An 18,171-nucleotide genomic window follows, 5' to 3' on the forward strand; every position below is an offset into this window, starting at 1 on the left:
AAATGAAAAAAATACTACTGTTTTTATTTTTTACATCTGTTGGTTATGCAAATGCACAATTTGTAGTCAACTATAAGCGGGTTGCTGATACTTACTTCGAAAACAAAGATTACTACGCGGCATCTACTTTTTACAAGAAGGCATTGAAAATTACTGGCGATAGTACCCAGGCTATCTTGCCTTATGGTGCGGAAAGAAAATCGGCGAAGGATGATAAGGTAATCGGAGATTATGAAGAATCCATTTACAATCTTGCTGAGTCGAGCCGTTTGTATAGGGAGTTTGCCGAGGCAGAAAAGTATTATGCGGTAGCGATAACCTTTACCAATACGCGTTACAGAAAGGCTCAATTTTATTATGCTGAGTGTTTAAGAGCCAATAAAAAATTTACACCCGCTATTCAAGCTTTTGAAACATTTATCAAAAAAAATCCAAATGATCCTTTGGTTAAAAATGCTCAAATGGAAATTGCTTCTTGCAGGTTTGCACTCGAAGAAATGCGGTTTCCAAGAATGGTTGATGTTAAGAAATTGGCTAGCAATGTTAACGGATTGGGTTCTAATTACGCTCCTGTTAAAGTTGGTAACGATTTTTATTTTACATCTTCCCGCCCGGTATCTACAACTGGTAAAAAAGACATTATGAAAACGGATGCTGGCGAAGTTCAGATTTCCACAAAGGCAAATCCATTCATCAATAATTTGTACACTACAAAAAGTGATTTAAAGGTAGCTGAAATTTCGGTGAGGATGATGGATATTAATTTACCTAAAAACATTGAAGTTGCTGCGGCAAGTTTTACGCCTGATGGTAACAGATTATATTTTACTTATTGGAGAGAGCGAGAAAAATATGCCATCTATACAGCAACAAAAGTGGATAATAAGTGGTCGGATCCGGTACCTGTTGGATTGGAAATAAATAGTAAAGATTTTAATTCAAGCCAACCTTTTGTAACAGCCGACGGGAAATTTCTTCTTTTTTCTTCGGATAGAAGTGGCGGTTATGGCAAATTTGATTTATGGTATTGTGCGCTTCGCGATGATGGATCATTAGGTCAGGCAGTTAATTTAGGCCCAACCATTAATACGGAAGATGACGAACGTGCCCCAAACTACAATACAATTACCAAAAAATTGTTGTTTAGTACCGATGGAAGAGTGGGTTTGGGTGGTTTAGATTTTTTTGAAGCCGAAGGTGACCTAATTACCTGGACAGCCCCTAAAAATTTGGGTTATCCATTTAATTCATCGAAAGATGATATCTATTTCACAGCCATTGATGATCAAGGAACGAGAGGATACATCAGCTCTGATAGAGAATCATCATGCTGTTTAGAAGTTTTTGAAGTGAAGAAGGAATTTTTTAACATCAGCGGAATTCTTACTGATTGCAAAACGAAATTGCCATTGGCAGGGGCTATTATCACCTTTTCTAATGGAGAAAACAATCTAAAACAAACAACAGGGGCCGATGGTAAATATATTTTTCGAACAGATTCGAAGAGACCTGTAAAATTGCTTTTCGCAAAAGACAATTATTTCTCTATTACAAAAAACTATGCCTATGAGGAGTTGGCAAAAGCCGATACACTAATCTACAAAGATTATTGCTTAAGCCCTTTTAAATTGGGGATTCCCATTGCTTTGGATAATATTTATTACGAATTTAATAGTGCAGAACTTACAGAGCCAAGCAAAAAAGTATTGGATTTCTTAATTCCTATAATGGAAGATAATGCAGAAATGGAAATTGAATTAGGTGCACATACCGATAACCTGGGTACTGATGAATACAATTTGAATTTATCAAATCAAAGAGCCAAATCTTGTGTCGATTACCTGGTTAGCAAAGGAATTTCCGAATCCCGATTAACTTCAAAAGGTTATGGTGAATCGATGCCAATTGCACCAAATGAAATTGGCAAAGGCAGGAAGAAAAAAGATAATCCAGAAGGACGAGCGAAAAACAGACGTACCGAATTCAAAGTAACAAAGAAATAAAATTAAAACGCCTCTTTAAAGCCGTCTTCATAATTGGAGATGGCTTTTTTTGTTTTCAAAGGAGTGTTGTTTTAAGATTAATCTTTGTAATTTTCACCCAATAAAACATTTCCATGAAACCTCATATTCATCCTTCAATTATTTTCAGAACGCCTAAATTTTCTTATCAAGCAGATCTGGAAGATAGTTGGGATGAACTTAAAAAAGCCATTTCTATTTCATCTACGGCCTTTTATGAAACAATAAAAGATGTGGAAGCCAAGGACCTTAAAAACCTCTCCCCAAAAATTTATTTTACGGTTTGGAAATATTTTAATCGGGCAAAATATCGCTCAACGCCTTATGGAACATTTGCCAGCTTCAGTTTTTTAGCTGATGCATTTCAGGAAACAAGTAAAAAAATTACCGTCAGAGAGGAACAAATTGTACATCAGTTTGTCGATTGGCCATATAGAAACAAGCTTAACTTTGATTTCGAAGAATGGATAGGCCGTAATGGTCAATTGTTTTGCAACAGCAGTTATTATTTAACACATAATAGTATTCGATACATTGCTTGCACAAATGCCGTTTTCGAACTTGCAGAAATCGATAGGAACGATTTTGTAATGGAAATTCTAAGTGCCTGTGCTAAACCAATTGCCATCAATAATCTAATTGATAAGCTTGAACTTAATGAAGCAGGAAAGGCAGAACTTTTAGAGCTACTTCAAGACATGCACTCCCTTCAGCTTATTTTTACTGATCGCGATCCAAACATTATTGGCGAGGATTACTTCGAAAGGATAGGCATTGAATCCAGCAATCTACCAAAATATTTAATTGCTGAAAGAAAAGTAATTGATGGAGGTTTGGATGAACACCTCTTGAAACCCATACCAGGACTCATTGATCTTTTAAGTAAAACCTTAAAATCGGATAATCGGAAAGCATTAAAGAGTTTTATTAGCAGGTTTAATAGCAAATTCGATCAGCAAGAGGTGCCACTTTCCATTGCACTCGATCCTGAAATGGGTGTGGGTTATGATGAACTTGAACAAGCTGGTGAAGATGACTTTGTAGCCCAGTTTAATGCAGGGAAAAAAAATGATGAAGAAAAGGAAAGCCTTAAATCAGTCTTGAAAAACCAGCTTTCTACATCCGCTTTTAAAAATATGGAACCCGTTTATCTGAATAAATTGGCATTTGAAACAAACGAAAAGGAAAGCACGTTGCCAAATACTTTTAGCCTTTTAATGTGGGTTGTGGATGATTTATTATGTGTTGACCAAATTGGCGGGGTAACCGCAAATGCATTAACGGGCCGTTTTTCCATCGCAGATAAGGCAGTAGAAGGTTATTGTAAGGAAATTTCTGCAATTGAGCAGAATGCAAACCCCGAAATGCTTTTCTTCGACGTTGCTTACATGGTGGAAACTGATGTAGATAATATCAATCGCAGAAAGCTGGTGTATGATCATCAGTTATCTATTTTAAATTTTGATACCTCTATAGCGCCTCTATTACTTAGCGATATTCAAATTTCCGTTCGAAATCATGAGGTGGTGCTGCGGTCGAAAAAGTTAAATAAAAGACTTATCCCACGCATGGCTTCGGCCTATAATTATACCCGGTCAGATCTTTCTGTATTTAGGTTATTGTGCGATTTACAGCACCAAGGTTTACAAACTTCGCTTTCATTAACATTGGATAGTATATTCCCTGATTTGGATTTTTATCCTCGTTTTCAATACCATCATGTAGTTTTAAGTGCTGCAAAATGGCGTGTAAAGAAAGCTCATTTTTTGTTAGATAAAGAAGTAATATCCATAGATGAATGTCGGTTATTCCTCAATAAGCTTGGAGTGAGTAAATATTTTAAAACCGGATTATCAGATCAAACGCTATGCTTTAATTTAGATCGTGATGAAGACTTAAATGCTTTTCTTCAATACATGCAAAAGCAATCTCAATTGTATTTAGAAGAAGTGATAATGCCTATAGATAGCGTTGTTGCGGATCAAAACCAAAAACCATATTTAACCCAATTTATTCTTAATCTTTACCATAACAATCCTATCTATACAAAATTTGAAAGCAGCAGCGAAAATTTGGATGCTGTTCAACAGCTTTTTCTACCGGGACAAGAATGGTTATATTTCGAAATTTATTGCCACCAACAACGTTCAGATGAATTATTAGTTGGTGTAATTCCAGCTTTTCTAAATCAGTTTGCATCAAAAATAAAATCTTGGTTCTTTATTAGGTACAATGAACATGGCAACCACCTGCGCTTTAGGGTGTTGCTACACGATAATAGTAATGGGCAGGAGTTGGTTTCAGTCTTTGGTAATTATCTGCAAGATTACATTTTTAGTGGTTTGATATCCGATCTTCAACTGAAATCTTACAAGAGAGAATTGGAAAGGTATGGAGCCGATATGATTGTGAATGTAGAAGATCATTTTTCTGCAGATAGTAACTTTGTGATATCGCTCTTGCAATACGGAACAGCTGCCTTTGCCAAATATAAATGGTGCTCAAAAATTGTAGATGAGTTATTAAAAGCTGGTGTTTTTGATTCGGAAGTAATGGTAAAAGTGATCAAAATGGTTTCTGATTCCTTTAATAAAGAACATCATTTGAATGCTACTGACTTCAAGAAACTTAACCAACAGTATCAACAATATAAAAATACACCTTTTGAAATTGAAGAAAACGAAAGTTTCAATATTTTTAAACAGTCTTTTATTCAGCTGCTTAATTTAACTGAGGGCAATAGAAAAGTTAAACTTTTTACTGATTTAATGCACATGCATGTTAATCGGTTATTTAGTAAAGATCAGCGAACAAATGAAATGGTAATGTATTATTTTTTGTTAAAAGATATTCAGCGTAAAAGAGCTATAGGTTAAGGTTTAATCTGGCCATTGGATTAACAACAGGCACATCTATTTCAGTTATGTACCTATTTAAAGGATCTTTATAATACCTGAAAATATATTCGTCCTTGTAAAAGTTTGCTAATCTTTTATTTATGTTATCTATACCAACATGATGGCTTTCATGTTCTTTTCCTTTCACATCATTTACCATATTAATGGTACTGATATTTAAATTGTCGTTTTCGTATTCAATTTTAATAATCGCTGGTTGAGTAGAGTGGGTTACATTACCATGTTTAAATATGTTTTCTACTAGCGTTAATAAAATTAACGGCGGAAATCTTAAACCAAACAAGTCCCCAGTAACCTCCAATTTTAAGTTAATAGTATTAGCAGTTCTTAACTGATGAAGATTAATTAAGTGCTCAATTTGTTCTACTTCCTCGCTCAAAGGAACCATTTCTGATGCTTCAGGTCTTTTCAATGCGTAACGCATCATTTCTGCTAAATTCATTATGGCATCAGCTGCCATAGGCGCTTTTTTACGGGCGTCGTTGTATATAAAATTTAGGGTATTAAATAAAAAATGCGGATTAATCTGGCTTCTTAAGAAGTTATTTTGCGATTGAACCAGATCATTTTCTAAAGCCTGTTTTTCAATTTGTGTAACCAAACTTTGACGCTCCAATGCCTCTACTTTTTTTCTATCTTCAAAAGATTTTAAGATATATACATAACCGGTAGAAAAGCCGATGAAATATAACGAACGCCAGATGTTGCTTACAATAAAATCCTCGTCGAATACAATTGGAGAATTTAATTTTATTATATGCAAATAGCTAAATAGATGTCTGATAAGAAATGCACAAATAGTGTAAGCAATAGTTTCTAATATTATTAATAATGGGATAGTAAATAATTTGGTTGATAATTTTTCTCTTTTTAGCTCTTTTTCGAAAAAATAGGAGTGCGTATAGAAGGTTAAAATAGCTAATGAATATACACTAATATAACTTCCTAATTGATTAAATCCTTTATTCATTATTCGGGTTATTGTAACCTCATAAAGAATGTAGAAACTCCATGATAGTAAGTGGATTTTGTTTTTATTATAGAAATTTTTGATAATGGAATTATTCATTATTTTGGCATCAAATCTATTAATCGTGGGCTTTTATCTCCTAAAATTGGTGTTTTGTGTAAAAAAATATAAGCAATTGATGAAGTGTTGCATCTTTACAGAAATTAATAACAACAACATTTAATATCAATATTATGAAAGCTCAATACACAAATAAACTAGCTAAAAAAACTGTTTTCGTTTACAAAAATGTTAAAGAAACAAATGGTTTCAATACTGATCCGTCTACAGTAACTATGAAAACAATTATGTCAACTCTTGATATCTTCAAAAAGTAATTATTGACTTCTATTAGATTTTAATAAGCTACTTTGTACATAGGTGAAGAAAGCTTCTTTATAGCCTTCACCAATTTGAATCATTTCATTATTTACAAGACGGATTATATTTCCATCTACCTTTTTGATTGCTGCTTTTGCAACTATATTCGATTTGTTTACTCGAATGAATGCATGGTTTTCTAAAGCTTTTTCAATCTCCTTTAATGTGAGGTAGGTGGTGTGCGTTTCACCTTTAGTAATGATCTGAATATAATTTTGAAGTGCTTTTATATAAAGTATTTCATCAATAGCAATGTTCGAGAAGGCATATTTATGGTCGCCTTTTATATAAAGTGCAGCCACTTGTTCTGCATCTTTTGAAGTATCCTTGGCATTATTTGCCTCTTTCTTCAAAATTCTATCAATACCTAATGCAAATTTCGCAAATGAAATTGGCTTTAATAAATATTGATCAGATTGAACATCAAAAGCTTGCAAAGCATAATCCGGATGTGCAGTGGTAAAAACTAAGTATTTAGCTTTTTCCCTAATGTTTTTTGCAAGCTCTAATCCATTAATTCCAGGCATATCAATGTCCATGAAGAGGAGATCTATCTCATCATCGATGCTAATTTCAGTTAAGGCTTGAACCGGACTTGTAAAAGTTTTAAAAACAGTTAAACCCGGCATTTCTGCTATATGGTCCGTAAGTACCTCAATCGCATGTTGTTCGTCATCAATAACAACGCATTTTAGATTCATGATATATATAAATATGATTTTGGAATGATTTTATTGCAAGTTAAAGAAAATTATAATTGAAATCGCTTCCTGCCTAAAAAAAAGCTGACACCCATTTTCTACTACAAAACAAAATACGGTTTCGTGTAATAATCCGCATGGTTCATGTAAAAAAATAACGTACTCATTTCTTTTTAATAATCTTTATAATGTTTGCCAAAAACAAATAATTAATTGTTTTGCTGTAAAACGCAAATCTATTAATTAACCATTTACATCTGCCTACCCATGCTTGTGTAGCCTGTGGATATGAAAATTAGAAACAGGCCATACAATACTGGGATCAATGATTATTGAATTTGTAAAAGGATTTTGAGCGGCACAAATGAAAAACATAAATAATTACAAATATTAACATGGAACTTAAAGACGAAATTGGTCAGTTTGCAGTGAGAATTAAGAAGATGCTTCCTCAAGTTCAAAATGAAGATTTGACTAGGAATGCATTGGTAATGCCATTTATTCAAATCTTAGGATTTGATCCTTCAGAAGTTCAATCTGAAGCTGTTTTGGATTTTGGTGTTAAAAAAAGTAAAAAAGTAGATTACACCATTATGAAAGATGGTGAGCCAACAATTTTGGTGGAGTGCAAACACCATGAAGATAGCTTGGATATTCACGATTCTCGTTTATCGAAATATTTTCGCAAAACCAAAGCTAAATATGGTTTATTAACCAACGGATTGGTTTACCGCTTCTACACTGAAAAAATGGTTAAATCGAAAAAAAATCAAGAGCCATTATTTGAATTTAAAATAACCGATACTAAAGCAGCAACAATTGCAAAAATGATTGAAGAGCATAAAGACTACTTCAACGTTGAGCAAAAATCTGTTGCCAGCTAAAGCAATATATTTTAATCTAAGAGTCCCGAAAATTCTATAGAAATTAAAGTCCTAATTAATAGGGCTTTTTTTTGTGCCCAATAAAAAAGGGAGAAATCGAAAGATTTCTCCCTTTTAATAAACTTATGATTAACCTTAAATCAACTCTACACTTCTGCTCACAAATGCGGTTAATTCTGAACCTGTTAACATACCTTGAGCCAACAAAGCTAAATCTACGGCTTGTTTAACTAAATTACTTTGCTCTTCGCCTTCAGCCTTTAAAATTTTACTCACTAATTTATGGTTTCCGTTAATGGCAACTTTATAGCTATCTGGCATTTGACCATAAAACCCCATTCCGCCACCCATTGCAGCCATGTCTTTCATGCGTCGCATAAATTCATCCATAGTGATGGTTACAGGCAATTCATCAGGATTTAAAGCCACAACTTCTACTTGCATGCCCGGTTTAGTAATGGCTTTTTCGAAAATCGTAGTTACTTCTTTAACCTGGTCTTCACTTAAAACGTGCTCATTAACTTCGTCTTTTTCAATCAGTTTATCAGCTACGCTCGAGTCAACACGTTTGATAGAAGTTTTCTCTAGCTTTTGCTCCAACTGCTGGATGAAATGGTTATCGATTGGAGAATCCAAAACCAAAACATCGTAATCTTTTTTATTGGCCGATTGGATAAAAGCATCTTGCTTCGAAGCATCGTTCGAATATAAATAAACTACTGTTCCGTTTTTATCAGTTTGTAATGGCGCAACTTTCTCTTTGTATTCGTTTAAAGTGAAAAGTTCGTTTTTAGTATTTCCAACTAAAGCGAAATCTTTTGCTTTATCGTAAAATTTTTCTTCGCTAATCATTCCGTATTTAACGAACAAGCCAATATCTTTCCATTTGTCTTCGAAAGATTTACGGTCTTTGTTAAACAGTTCCGATAATTTATCGGCAACTTTTTTGGTGATATAGTTGTTGATTTTTTTAACGTTGCTATCTGCCTGCAAGAAACTACGTGATACGTTTAATGGAATATCAGGAGAATCGATTACCCCATGTAACAACATCAAAAATTCAGGAACAATATCTTTTACTTCATCAGTAATAAATACCTGGCGAGAATACAACTTGATTTTGTTGCGTTGCATTTCGAAATCGTTTTTCAACTTAGGGAAATACAATACGCCGGTTAAATTAAATGGATAATCAACATTTAGGTGAATCCAAAACAATGGCTCTTCGCTAAATGGATATAATTCGCGGTAGAAGTTTAAATAAAACTCATCTGACAAATCTGCAGGTGCTTTTGTCCAGATTGGGTTTGTAGTATTGATGATGTTATCAACTACTACATCTTTATATTTTTTCTTTCCTTCCTCATCTTCGCCATCTTCTTCTGATTCTGTTTTCGTACCAAACTTAATTGGAACAGGTAAGAATTTAGCGTATTTATCAAGAATTTCCTGCAGCTTAGACTCCTCTAAAAACTCTTCAGAATCTTTGTTTACGTGAAGAATGATATCAGTACCACGAGTGGTTTTGGTACCTTCGGTAATTTCAAATTCTGTGCTGCCATCGCAAACCCAACGAGCAGGTTCTGCTCCATCCTGGTAAGATAAAGTTTGAATTTCAACCAAATCGGCAACCATAAAGGCCGAGTAAAAACCTAAACCGAATTTTCCGATGATTTCGTTGGCATCTTTAGCATCTTTAAATTTTTCTACAAACTCACTTGCGCCAGAAAATGCAACCTGATTGATGTATTTTTTAATCTCTTCGGCAGTCATACCCAATCCATTATCGCTAATGGTAATGGTTTTTGCATCTTTATCAACGGCAACTTGTACCAAAGGCTGGCCCACTTCGCCATTAAACTGACCTAATGAACCCAGTCTTTTAATTTTCTGAACCGCATCAACGGCGTTAGAAACCAACTCACGAAGAAAAATTTCGTTATCAGAATATAAAAACTTCTTAATTATCGGGAAAATGTTCTCTGTATGTATCGAGATGTTTCCTTTTTCTTGAATGCTCATATGTAAATAAATTGTTTAATCTACATCCTGCATAACAAGGGTTGTTCCAAAGCGGTTTCTTTGCCAAAATGACAGATTGAATTTTACTTAGTGCGAAACCAGTTTTCATTTAAACACCTAAACCTAATTTATTTTAGAAAAGCAAAACCTGTATTTCAATTAATGTTCGTCCTGCTTTCCCTTACAATCTTTTTGGCTTTCGCTGCGCTCCAGCTTCAAAAAGGATTTTCAGTCCAATCAGGTTTACTATTCAACTTACAAAATACTATTCAAACTCCTCACCATAGGCTAACTCAATATCAATAAACTGAATAATTAAAGAACAGATTTGATCTGCTGCATCAAAGCCAAAATAAACCGGATAGGTTCCATCGCCAAAACCACTTTGAAAAAATGGGATATTATAATTTGTTCCGGGGATTTGCCAGTTAATCCAATCGCCACCTTCTCGTTGATGGGTTGGGTTTGCATTATAGTTTGCCGCAAATAATGCGGCAAAATAATCATCGTATAAATTTTTGCCGGGATTTTCAGCAATAAATTTATCCTGAAAATCGCAGAAGAGAAGCAGTGTTTGTTTATCCAAAATGCAACCCAAACCTGCATCAACATTGAAACCGAAAAATTCTCCTTCTTCAAAACTTTCTAAATCTTCAATGCCAATTAATGCTTCTTCAAATCTTACAGCATCATGAGCGGTAAATTGAACTTTAACAGCAGCGTATCTTGCACCATCTTCATCATCTGGTACTACAACTGCTGCGGTTACTGGAAACTCTCCAACAGGAACTTTGTAGGTATAGGGTTCTGCATCTCTCTGAATAAAAACCAACGGATCGCGAACCAGTATTTCGCCGGTTGGGATGGAAACGCTTCCCAATTCCAGATGGTCGATGGATTTTCCTGCCACTTCACGCTCTTCAAAATAATCGTTAAGGTTGTTGGGGCAGGCCAATAGTGCTTTCTTTTCGTTAAATGTTTTAATCCATTCGGGAGTAGGAGCCATAATTAAATTGTTTCTGATTAAACGCTATTTTAATTAATTTAAACAAAAAAGCCAAGAAGATTTTGTTCTTCTTGGCTAAGTATTTTATCGAATTAATCTTTAATTCATTAAAAAAGTAGGTTCGCTTTCTTCTAAACTTAATATTTTGGTGATCTTTTTTAATAACACATCCATTTGGAAGGGCTTAGAAAGAAAATCATCCTGGCCATAATTCAAAGTTGTAAAATCCTTTGCTTCATATAATCCTGAGATTAAAAGAATAGGAATTTTTGATGTACTTTCTATAGATTTCAGTTGTTCACAAAGTATACGGCCATCGATATGACCTAATGAAATGTCAAGTAAAATTAAATCTGGATTAAAGCTTTCTATTCTATTAAAAACTTCTTCTCCATCATTTAGTGCCGAAACTTTAAAGCCACCAATTTCGAGTATTAATTGTATGGTCTCTAAAACCTCCATATCGTCGTCAACTACCAATATTCTCTTCATATATTTAAAGCGATTTATGTGCCTTTAAATTTATAACAAAATGTATGTTGTTATGTTTAAAAACTTCAAAAAAAATTAACATTCAGTTTATTTAGGATATCTTTGTCATCAAATTAACTTGCTTGCTGTATTATTCCTTCTTTCTGAAGAATAAAATTGAATAAATCTTCTATTGGTTTTTGTAAGATTTTACCAGGCTCAATGCCATTGGCTTGCAAAACCTGCACCAATTCTTCCTGATAATAAAAAGCTATAGAACCTACAAAATGACAGGGAACATTTTTATGCTTTGGGTAGTCTTTCACATTTGTATCAACAAATTCCTGAAAGCCTGTTTTTAAAATATCCTGAATAAATGGATAGTCTTTATGATTGGCCATAAAGCGGCTAAATCCCGCTAAATAAATATTTGGAAAAGGTTTTTGATATACATTCGTAATGATTTGTTCCTTTTCGGTAGGGAAAGCTTTTTTAAATTCTGCTGCCAAAGCAGCTGGCATTTTGTTATATAAATAGGCTAATAAAACTTTTTTCCCGAAAAACGTTCCAGAGCCTTCGTCTCCTAAAACATACCCTAAACCATGGTGGCCATCGTGGATTTTTTTTCCATCAAAATAGCAAATGTTAGAACCTGTACCTAAAATACAGTTTAAGCCTTCTGCGTTTCCGCAGGTTGCATACACAGAACCCAATAAATCGTGATCTACCGAGATAAAGGCTTTTGTAAATACCGCTGATAATCCGTTAGAAACAACTTCATGTTTATCAGGCGATGAGCAGCCGGCACCAAAAAAGTAAATTTCTTTTACTTGATCTGCGTATTGTAGCGCAATTTCATTATTCGAAATCAACTTGCCAATATCCTGTTCACTTAAAAAATAGGGGTTGATTCCTGGTGTATTGAATTTAATGGTTTCACCATTAATATAGCCCATCCAATCGGTTTTTGATGAGCCGCTATCTGCAACGAGTATCATATCAATAAATATAAAAATTAATTAGATAAATCTATATTTCCACTAATTTCTTTCAATGTGGTTTCAGCAATTTTGGCCTGAAACTGCATTTCGATGAACCGGTTCTGCGCATCGATGGCATTGCGTTGAGCTTCTCTAAGCTCCAATGGAGCAATACTTCCCAGGCGATACTTGGCCATTGTTATATCGAGATTTTCTTTTGCAATATCTACGTTACGTTGTTCGAGCTTGATCAAATCGAGATAGGTTGCATAATTTTGATAAGCAGTTAGTAATTGTGAATTAACATCAAGCTTGGTTTTATTAAGATTTAATGTAGAATTCTCTATATCGATTTTTGCATTGCGTTCCTGTTGCCTTTGTAAAAAACCATTAAATAAATTCATACTCGCTGTTACACCATAGGTAAATCCGTTGGCAGCAAAACGCTGGTTAAATCCTGTAGGGCTTGTGCTTTTTGCCCTGCTGTAGCCCGAGTTTAAAATAATTGCCGGATATCTGGCACCCTTAATCGATTTTAAATTCAGGGATGCTATTTTTTGATTGATAAAAGCATTTAGAACATTTGGGTTTTGTAGCTCGGCAATTTCAGCCTGCTTGCTGAATAATATTCCCCTGTCTACATCAATGCTATCGGCAACCGAAAAGCCTGTGCCAATGTCTCTAACCATTAGTTGGTTTAATCGAACCTTTGCAATTTGTAGAAAATTTTTAACCTGAATATAATTGGAGGTATCAGTATTATAATCTACTTGGGCAGTTAAAACATCTAATTTAGAACCACGGCCCAGTTGTAATTTCGTTTTGGCAATATTGGTACGCCATACCGAAACATCAATGGCACTGTCTGCAGCAACCAACAGTTGTTGCTGTCTTACAATATCGTAATAGGCCGCAATCACGTCAGAAACTGTAGTTAATATGGTTAATCTGGCATTTATTTCACCTTGTTTTTGCAGTTCCTTTAATCGGTCATAATTTGCAAACATGGTAAAACCATCAAAAATAGTCCAGTTTAAATCGGCTCCATAACTGTTGTTGGTACTTCTTGCCCCGCGAATAACACGGTCTTCGCCAGTTACTGGTGTTTGCCTTGTGTTTTGAATACTTCCACCATTGGTATAGGTTCCATCAACTGATGGCAACATGCCAGCGTTACCAATGTTAGCATTGTTTTTGGCTATGGCAATTTCGTTTTTGCTTATTTTAATGTCGTAATTATTCTGTAAGGCAATGGTAACGGCTTCTCGCAAACTAAGCTTTTCTTGCGCAAACCCAGTAATCGAAAAGCTCAATAGGAATATGAATATGTTTAATTTCTTGTTCATCTTATTCTGCTATATGTGTTGCTTCATGTTCGAAACGATCGGCGTTTTTCAATTCTTTGTTCGGTTTGTATGGTTTTGCCCAATAAGAGTAAATTGCTGGAATTACAAAAAGTGTTAAAACCAGTGAAAATAAGGTTCCGCCTACGATTACTGTTCCCATACTCATTCTGCTTTTTGCAGCCGCACCTAATGCCATGGCTATGGGTAAAGCACCAATTGCAATTGCTAAACTTGTCATTAAAATTGGGCGTAAACGCGATACTGAAGCTTCACGGATAGCTTCTGGAATGGCAACTCCTTTTTCCTTTAACTGATTGGCAAACTCTACAATCAAAATTCCGTTCTTGGTTACCAAACCGATTAACATGATGGTACCGATCTGGCTAAAAATATTCCAGCTTTGTCCGCAGAGCCATAAAGATAAGAATGCACCTGCAACAGCCATTGGTACTGTTAAAATAATAATAATCGGATCTTTAAAACTTTCGAATTGAGCAGATAAAATGAGATAAACCAATAGTAAAGCTAATCCAAATGCAAAAAAGGTGTTGGATGAACTTTCTTTGAAATCCCTTGATTCTCCACTTAAGTCGGTAGAAAACGTTTCATCCAAAACCTTATCAGCAATTTTATCCATGGCATCAATTCCTTCGCCAATGCTTTTTCCGGGAGCCAAACCAGCTGAAACGGTTGCCGAAATAAAGCGGTTGTTGCGGTATAATTGTGGCGGACTGCTTTCTTCTTTTGCCGTAACCAAGTTATCAAGCTGAATTAATTCGCCCTTATCACTGCGAACATATACCGAACTTAAATCCAATGGATCTTTTCTGTCACCACGATCAAACTGACCGATTACCTGGTATTGTTTTCCATTCATAAAGAAGTAAGAGAAACGTTGCCCGCTTAAGCCCAAATTTAAGGTTTGCGCTATCGCTGATATAGAAACACCAAGATTCTTTGCTTTATCACGATCGATAGTGAGGTTGATTTCTGGTTTGTTAAATTTCAAATTAACATCAGAAACCGTAAAAGTTGGATCTTTCGAAACTGCATCCATAAACAAGGGCACTTTTTCTCTTAGTTTTTCGAAATTTTGAGCCTGAATAATATAACTAATTGGCAAACCACCTCTTCTTCCAACGGAGATGGTTGGTTGTTGATTAACAATTACTTTTCCCTCAGTATATTTTTTGGTTATTTTGGTTAGCATATCCGCAATTTCCTTTTGCGAACGCTCACGGTCTCCTGCGTCTACTAAACCCATACGTACAAAACCAGAGTTGGTAGAACCGGCACCCCCAAAACCAGGGGAAGTAATGGTAATGTTTACATTTTTTTCCGGAACAGAATCGATCACCATTTGGTTCAACTTCATGATAAATTTATCAGTTGAAGTAAATGATGCACCTTCGGGCAATGTCGCGGTCATATTAATCGCACTCCTATCATCATACGGAGCAGTTTCTTTTGGTAGAAGTTTCCAAAAAAGAAAAATCAAACCCATACAAACCACAATAATTGGTATAGAAAGCCACCTTTTATCTAAAAATTTATTCAGGTTTGAAGCATAAGCATCATTTAATTTAACAAAGTACGGTTCTGTCCAATTGTAAAAACGCGAAGGCTTGTGGCCACCTTTTTTCATTAGATACGCGTTTAACATTGGTGTCAGCGTTAAGGAAACAAAGGCAGAAATTAATACCGCAGCGCCGATTACGACACCAAACTCCCTAAACAACCGCCCAACGAAACCCTGCAGAAATATCACTGGTAAAAAAACCGCAGCCAATGTAATCGAAATGGAAATTACCGCGAAAAAGATTTCGTTTGAGCCTTTTATAGCCGCCTCAAAAGGCGACATGCCTTCTTCTACTTTCTTAAAAATATTTTCTGTAACAACGATACCATCATCAACCACCAAACCTGTAGCCAAAACAATAGCCAGTAAGCTCAATACATTGATCGAAAAACCAAAAGCATACATCACAAAGAAAGTAAAAACCAATGATACCGGAATATCGATCAGCGGCCTGAATGCAATTGCCCAATCTCTAAAAAAGAGGTAAATGATCAATATTACCAAAACCAATGATAAACCGATAGTTTCGGCAACTTCCGTAACCGATCTTTTGATGAATAAAGTATTATCAAGCGCTACTTTAAGTTTTATATCATTCGGCATATCTGCCTTAAGTTTATCAAAACGGTTATAAAATTCTTTGCTGATATCCAAATAATTTGCGCCTGGTTGCGGGATAATCGCTACTGCAACCATTGGCTTGCCCGATTCTCTCAGAACAGTTTCTTCATTTTCAGAACCAAGTGTTGCATAGCCTACATCCTTCAGTTTTACTACCTGATTGCTGTCTGATTTTAAGATCAGATTATTAAACTGCTCCTCATTAACTAATTTTCCTAAAGTTTTTACGGTAAGTTCTGTAGTTTCTCCAGTAATTTTTCCTGAAGGCAATTCTACATTTTCATTATCAAGGGCGGTTACAATATCCTGGGAGGTTAAACCATAAGCACTTAATTTATTTGGATCCATCCAAATGCGCATGGAATATTTCCGTTGGCCTTGAATTTGAACGCTACTTACACCTGGAATGGTTTGAATGCGATCGGCAATTACATTCTCGGCAAAATCGCTCAATTGCAAGGTATTTCGCTTATCACTTTGTATGGTTAGCGATAGAATAGGATCGGAGTTTGCATCAGCCTTACTTACGATTGGTAATCCATCAATATCTCTTGGTAGATTTCTGGCAGCTTGCGAAACCTTATCACGAACATCATTTGTAGCTTCCTCAATATTTTTATCGAGATTAAATTCTACTGTGATATTACTTGTTCCTTGATTACTGGATGATGAAATATTTCGAATGCCATCGATGGAATTAATCGACTTTTCCAGCGGCTCGGTAATTTGCGATTCAATAATGTCAGAATTTGCTCCGGGATAAGAGGTTCTAACCGAAACCACCGTAGGATCAATTGATGGGTACTCGCGGATGCCGAGAAATGTATAACCAATTATTCCAAAAAGAACAATAAGCAAGTTCATTACAATGGCAAGAACGGGTCGTTTTATACTCGTGGTAGAGATGCTCATAATTATTCTTTAACCAGGTTAACTTTTACAGGTGCATCTTTTTTCAAAGCCATTGAACCGGTGGTCAAAACCGTGTCGCCTGCTTTTAATCCTGAAGTAATTACAATGTTTTCATCTGTCCTTGTGCCGGCTTCAACCTTAACCTCTTGCGCTTTTCCATCTTTCTGAACATAAACAATTTTCCCTTTTAATACGGGGATAATTGCCTGATTGGGAATCAAAATAGCGTTTTGCAGTGTAGTTAATGCTAATTTTATCTTAGCAAATGATCCTGGTAACAAAGCATTATCTGCATTTGGAGCCAATGCCCTAATTTGCAATGTTCTAGTTGCAGCATTTATTCCAGGTTCAATAGCATAAACTTTTCCGGTGTTCTGTTTTGAAGAACCATCGGTTGTAAAAGTAATTGAAGAACCCATTTTAATTTGTCCGGCATATTTTTCAGGTACAGAAAAAGTAACTTTTATTGGATTAGTGCTTACCAGATTAGCAATTACGGTTGCTGGTGTTAAATAAGTTCCTGCTGAAATGCTGCGTAAACCAATACGTCCGCTAAATGGCGCACGGATAGTCGTTTTGGCAAGTTGTGCTCTGATTAATTGCGATTGCGCTTGCAGGGATTTTAAATCTGCTAATGAAATATCATATTCTTCCTGACTGATTGCCCCTTTTTCCAACAATTGTTTTGATCTGTTTTCTGTTGTGCCAGATAGTTTTTGTTTGGTTAAAGCTTCCTGCAATTGTGCCTGAATATCTCTATCGTTTACTTTTACCAAAACAGCGCCCTTGCTTACATTTGTTCCTTCAGTAAAATATATCCCAGTAACCAAACCCGAAACTTCGCTTTTTAGTACAACCGATTCATTTGCATCAATAGCTCCAGTTACTTCCAGGTCATTATCAAAAGATGTAAGTTTCACTACAATTCCTTCTACAACCATTGGTGCACCAGCACCACCTTTAGCACCTCCTCCTTTTGTTTGAGCGCCACCAGCTCCACCTTTTCCTTCTAATTTGTTGTTCGCGTTAATTCTGTAATATACTAAGTAGGCCAAGCCAATAGCCAAAACAGCATAAATGATATACCTTTTCTTCATGTTTATATTTGTGTCGTGCTTATCTGAACGTTAAAATTAAATTAACGCTTGATGATAGAGTGTAAAAATATTCAAATAGTTTAGTCTTAATTTTGTTGTATTAAGGATGTTACTTTGTAAGTTTGAAGTCATCGATCCAGTGTTAAAAATAAAGGCAGGGATTAACAAAACGCTTTTTTGAATAAGTTAACCTACTTTTCAGATAAAAGCTTGCCGACAAAAT

At 35.3% G+C, this 18,171-nt stretch carries 12 protein-coding genes; 3 read left to right on the forward strand and 9 right to left on the reverse strand.

The window, feature by feature from the left end:
• Positions 1–2 precede the first annotated feature (2 nt).
• The gene (locus tag LUA91_RS17940) at positions 3–2,003 is read left to right on the forward strand and encodes an OmpA family protein (RefSeq protein WP_231427484.1); all 2,001 of its coding nucleotides are present in this window, start codon (positions 3–5) and stop codon (positions 2,001–2,003) included.
• 113 nt (positions 2,004–2,116) lie between these two features.
• Positions 2,117–4,897, forward strand: a complete 2,781-nt coding sequence (locus LUA91_RS17945) for a lantibiotic dehydratase (protein ID WP_231427485.1) — start codon at positions 2,117–2,119, stop codon at positions 4,895–4,897.
• Here LUA91_RS17945 and LUA91_RS17950 read toward each other — a convergent pair.
• Positions 4,887–5,909, reverse strand: a complete 1,023-nt coding sequence (locus tag LUA91_RS17950) for a sensor histidine kinase (protein ID WP_231427486.1) — start codon at positions 5,907–5,909, stop codon at positions 4,887–4,889. The two genes, LUA91_RS17945 and LUA91_RS17950, sit on opposite strands and share 11 nt — an antisense overlap.
• Before the next feature lie 377 nt (positions 5,910–6,286).
• Positions 6,287–7,030, reverse strand: coding sequence for a LytTR family DNA-binding domain-containing protein (locus LUA91_RS17955; protein ID WP_231427487.1), 744 nt, complete (start codon positions 7,028–7,030; stop codon positions 6,287–6,289).
• A 395-nt stretch (positions 7,031–7,425) separates the two neighbouring features.
• On the opposite strand from LUA91_RS17955, the gene LUA91_RS17960 reads away from it, so the two are divergent.
• Positions 7,426–7,914 (forward strand): type I restriction enzyme HsdR N-terminal domain-containing protein, encoded by a 489-nt coding sequence (locus tag LUA91_RS17960; RefSeq protein ID WP_231427488.1) that lies wholly within the window; start codon positions 7,426–7,428, stop codon positions 7,912–7,914.
• Between the two features lie 135 nt (positions 7,915–8,049).
• Here LUA91_RS17960 and htpG read toward each other — a convergent pair whose 3' ends face one another.
• The 7 genes from htpG to LUA91_RS17995 all read right to left on the reverse strand — a co-directional run bounded on the left by htpG (position 8,050) and on the right by LUA91_RS17995 (position 17,948).
• Positions 8,050–9,936, reverse strand: a complete 1,887-nt coding sequence (gene htpG, locus LUA91_RS17965; protein ID WP_231427489.1) for a molecular chaperone HtpG — start codon at positions 9,934–9,936, stop codon at positions 8,050–8,052.
• A gap of 265 nt (positions 9,937–10,201) precedes the next feature.
• On the reverse strand, positions 10,202–10,942 hold the full coding sequence (locus LUA91_RS17970; RefSeq protein ID WP_231427490.1) for a DUF4241 domain-containing protein: 741 nt from the start codon (positions 10,940–10,942) through the stop codon (positions 10,202–10,204).
• Between the two features lie 99 nt (positions 10,943–11,041).
• Complete coding sequence (locus tag LUA91_RS17975; RefSeq protein WP_231427491.1) at positions 11,042–11,434, reverse strand: PleD family two-component system response regulator; 393 nt, start codon at positions 11,432–11,434, stop codon at positions 11,042–11,044.
• Positions 11,435–11,547: 113 nt separating this feature from the next.
• Positions 11,548–12,411, reverse strand: coding sequence for an N-acetylglucosamine kinase (locus LUA91_RS17980; protein ID WP_231427492.1), 864 nt, complete (start codon positions 12,409–12,411; stop codon positions 11,548–11,550).
• A gap of 17 nt (positions 12,412–12,428) precedes the next feature.
• The gene (locus LUA91_RS17985) at positions 12,429–13,739 is read right to left on the reverse strand and encodes a TolC family protein (RefSeq protein WP_231427493.1); all 1,311 of its coding nucleotides are present in this window, start codon (positions 13,737–13,739) and stop codon (positions 12,429–12,431) included.
• A gap of 1 nt (position 13,740) precedes the next feature.
• Complete coding sequence (locus LUA91_RS17990) at positions 13,741–16,851, reverse strand: efflux RND transporter permease subunit (protein WP_231427494.1); 3,111 nt, start codon at positions 16,849–16,851, stop codon at positions 13,741–13,743.
• Between the two features lie 2 nt (positions 16,852–16,853).
• A complete protein-coding gene (locus tag LUA91_RS17995; RefSeq protein ID WP_231427495.1) occupies positions 16,854–17,948 on the reverse strand; it encodes an efflux RND transporter periplasmic adaptor subunit in 1,095 nt (364 codons plus the stop codon).
• Between the last annotated feature and the right edge of the window lie 223 nt (positions 17,949–18,171).

Source organism: Pedobacter sp. Leaf250, assembly GCF_920984735.1.
Lineage (GTDB): Bacteria > Bacteroidota > Bacteroidia > Sphingobacteriales > Sphingobacteriaceae > Pedobacter.

Excerpts from the sequence above, each read along its gene's own strand:
- htpG (WP_231427489.1), bottom strand. The coding sequence starts at position 9,936 with ATGAGCATTCAAGAAAAAGGAAACATCTCGATACATACAGAGAACATT.
- LUA91_RS17985 (WP_231427493.1), bottom strand. The coding sequence starts at position 13,739 with ATGAACAAGAAATTAAACATATTCATATTCCTATTGAGCTTTTCGATT.
- LUA91_RS17995 (WP_231427495.1), bottom strand. The coding sequence starts at position 17,948 with ATGAAGAAAAGGTATATCATTTATGCTGTTTTGGCTATTGGCTTGGCC.
- LUA91_RS17970 (WP_231427490.1), bottom strand. The coding sequence starts at position 10,942 with ATGGCTCCTACTCCCGAATGGATTAAAACATTTAACGAAAAGAAAGCA.
- LUA91_RS17955 (WP_231427487.1), bottom strand. The coding sequence starts at position 7,030 with ATGAATCTAAAATGCGTTGTTATTGATGACGAACAACATGCGATTGAG.
- LUA91_RS17960 (WP_231427488.1), top strand. The coding sequence starts at position 7,426 with ATGGAACTTAAAGACGAAATTGGTCAGTTTGCAGTGAGAATTAAGAAG.
- LUA91_RS17940 (WP_231427484.1), top strand. The coding sequence starts at position 3 with ATGAAAAAAATACTACTGTTTTTATTTTTTACATCTGTTGGTTATGCA.
- LUA91_RS17990 (WP_231427494.1), bottom strand. The coding sequence starts at position 16,851 with ATGAGCATCTCTACCACGAGTATAAAACGACCCGTTCTTGCCATTGTA.
- LUA91_RS17980 (WP_231427492.1), bottom strand. The coding sequence starts at position 12,411 with ATGATACTCGTTGCAGATAGCGGCTCATCAAAAACCGATTGGATGGGC.
- LUA91_RS17945 (WP_231427485.1), top strand. The coding sequence starts at position 2,117 with ATGAAACCTCATATTCATCCTTCAATTATTTTCAGAACGCCTAAATTT.
- LUA91_RS17950 (WP_231427486.1), bottom strand. The coding sequence starts at position 5,909 with ATGAATAAAGGATTTAATCAATTAGGAAGTTATATTAGTGTATATTCA.
- LUA91_RS17975 (WP_231427491.1), bottom strand. The coding sequence starts at position 11,434 with ATGAAGAGAATATTGGTAGTTGACGACGATATGGAGGTTTTAGAGACC.